Origin of the sequence: Shewanella sp. 11B5, assembly GCF_002836795.1 — a bacterium.
GTDB lineage: Bacteria > Pseudomonadota > Gammaproteobacteria > Enterobacterales > Shewanellaceae > Shewanella > Shewanella frigidimarina.
This window is the reverse complement of the sequence record NZ_PJAP01001002.1, coordinates 1-2,720: the sequence shown is the minus strand read 5'-3', so window position 1 is coordinate 2,720 and position 2,720 is coordinate 1. Positions and strand designations below refer to the sequence as shown.

The window sequence follows — 2,720 nt, the reverse complement described above, 5'->3', positions numbered from 1 at the left end:
TAAGCTAAGTTTACGGGATAGAAGCGAAGCGGTAAACCTCCAAAAAAGTGCTCTGCAAGGCTAATTGCAATCGTACAAATCAGAATTCATCAAATTGTCACAATTGAATTTAACATCCTGAAACTACTGTTATAGCTAGGTTTCGAATATTTTTATCGCTGAAATGTCGACGAATATAAGTCATTAATCAAGTAGTGAAATATTTCTGAAACATTTTAGAGGCAGAATTCCGCTCGTTCCAAACCAATAACCATGACGAATTTAGCGTCGAAAGGATGAAATGATGAACGTTTTTTGTAAAACTCTATTAGCCTCTGCAATGGCAGTCTCAGTAGCTTCAAGTGCATACGCCGCAGATCCTCTTCAAGTTTACGGCAAGTTAAATGTAACAGCACAATCAAATGATGTTAACGATGAAACTGAAACGACTATTCAAAGTAATGCATCACGCTTTGGTGTGACTGGTGAGTTCGAATTAAGTCAGAAGCTTGAAGCTTTCTACACTATCGAGTATGAAGTCGATACCGGTGACGATACTAAAGAAAACTTTAAAGCCCGTAACCAATTTGTTGGTTTAAAAGGTAACTTTGGTGCCGTATCTGTTGGTCGTAACGACACGATGTTAAAAGTTTCACAAGGTAAAGTCGATCAGTTCAACGACCTTGCTGGCGATATGAAGACCATGTTTAAAGGTGAAAACCGCATGGCACAAACTGCCACTTACTACACGCCAATGTTTGGTGATTTCCAAGCAGGTGTGACTTATGTTGCATCTGGTGATTCAGACCAAGTTGTTGGTGACAATACTACTGGTGAAGATGGTGTGAGTATGGCTGTTATGTACGGTGATGCAGGCCTAAAAAGCACACCAATATATGCAGCGATTGCCTATGATTCAAAAGTAAAAGGTTACGACACTGCTCGCGCCACGGTTCAGGGCAAAATAGCAGGTCTAGTCATTGGCGGTATGTACCAGCAACAAGAAAAACTAGACAGTGGTATCAAAGATGATGGCTTCGTATTAAGCACGGCTTATGGAATCAATGATGTGACCTTAAAAGCCCAATACCAAGACATGGAAAATAAAGGTAATTCATGGTCTGTCGGCGCTGATTACAAATTAGGTAAGCCTACTAAGTTGTTTGCTTTCTACACTGCCAACTCATTTGATTCAAATGATCAAGATGATAGTTATATCGGTGTAGGTTTAGAGCACAAATTTTAATCTGAATGAGTATGTGGATTTAGGTTATAACCAAAAAAGGGCTTAGGCCCTTTTTTTCGTTTAATCTTCACCACTGGAATAAAATAGCAGAGGAGTCGATAGTAACGATGTTATTTTGTGTCTGAAACCTCAAATAAGTCTATGTATTGCTCACAAACGTATTGGTGTGTAATGGAATACCTGTTGTAAGCTGGTGCTGCGCTGATAGCGGAGTAAAGGGAATTAGTGATCCACTTATTAGCTTGAGTTGAGATTACTGAACCTCACAGTGGTATTAAAGTGCCCTATAAATAATATCTTTTAGCCTTTATTTCACCGTTATTCTTTTGTGTTGATAAGCTTTATTTACCCGTTTTATTGGCACTATGGCCAATGAAATACACTAAATTACCGGGTTAGCAGGTTATTTAATCACGGCTTGCTGCTTGTTTTGAAGTTACATCACATTAACAGCAATGAATTTTTTATGACAAAAAGGCGTATTTAATGCCAGTATTAGCTGTTAGATCATAAATCTGTAACAAAAGTGTCCAATAATAGTCTCGTGGCAAATTAACGTAGAAACCCAATATGACAGCTAGGATATTAATAGTAGAAGATGAATCAGCAATCCGTGAGATGCTGACATTTGTGATGGATCAACATGGTTTTACGACAGCTGCAGCTGAAGATTTTGATTCAGCAATTGAGTTGCTTAAAGAGCCATACCCTGACTTAATTTTATTGGATTGGATGTTCCCTGGTGGTAGTGGCATCCAATTAGCTAAACGTTTAAAGCAAGATGAATTTACTCGTCAGATCCCCATTATTATGCTGACAGCACGTGGGGAGGAGGAAGATAAAGTCAAAGGCCTTGAAGTGGGCGCTGATGACTATATAACTAAACCTTTTTCACCTAAAGAACTCGTCGCACGAATTAAAGCCGTTTTACGCAGAAGCGCACCTACGCGATTAGAAGAAACCATTGATGTGCAAGGATTACAACTCGACCCTGTGAGTCACAGAGTGACCGTTGGTGACGCCGTGCTCGATATGGGACCGACAGAGTTTCGCTTGTTGCATTTCTTTATGACTCATCCTGAGCGAGTTTACAGCCGTGAACAGTTACTCGATAACGTTTGGGGCACCAATGTGTATGTTGAAGATCGAACTGTCGATGTGCACATCAGACGTTTACGAAAAGCCGTAGAAGAGGGTGGACATGATAAATTGATCCAAACTGTTCGTGGTGCTGGTTATCGATTTTCAACCAGAATGTAATTCGTATTGGCTGCTTGAAAAGTTCTGCTATATTAAGCAGGGCTTTTTAAAACTGTTTTTTTCGCTGTCTAGCCATAATAGTCGATTTAGGCTATCTTGTGGTTCCTCGTTAGCCCTAATAATCAGTAACGGCACTGAATGTGTTGGCGGCGTTACTTTCGTATTTAGGTAGCCTATGTTTATCTCGTACTCTGGATATCGTTTATTTTTCCGGTTAGCTTTATTGCTTGTTTTA

The 2,720-nt window shown here is 39.7% G+C and carries 2 protein-coding genes; both read left to right on the top strand.

From position 1 onward, the window contains the following. Positions 1 to 280 precede the first annotated feature (280 nt). Positions 281 to 1,225, top strand: coding sequence for a porin (locus CXF78_RS19490; RefSeq protein WP_011638218.1), 945 nt, complete (start codon positions 281 to 283; stop codon positions 1,223 to 1,225). Positions 1,226 to 1,795: 570 nt separating this feature from the next. Continuing rightward, positions 1,796 to 2,485: a phosphate regulon transcriptional regulator PhoB gene (gene phoB / locus CXF78_RS19485; protein ID WP_011638217.1), complete on the top strand. Its 690-nt coding sequence runs from the start codon at positions 1,796 to 1,798 to the stop codon at positions 2,483 to 2,485. Positions 2,486 to 2,720 lie beyond the last annotated feature (235 nt).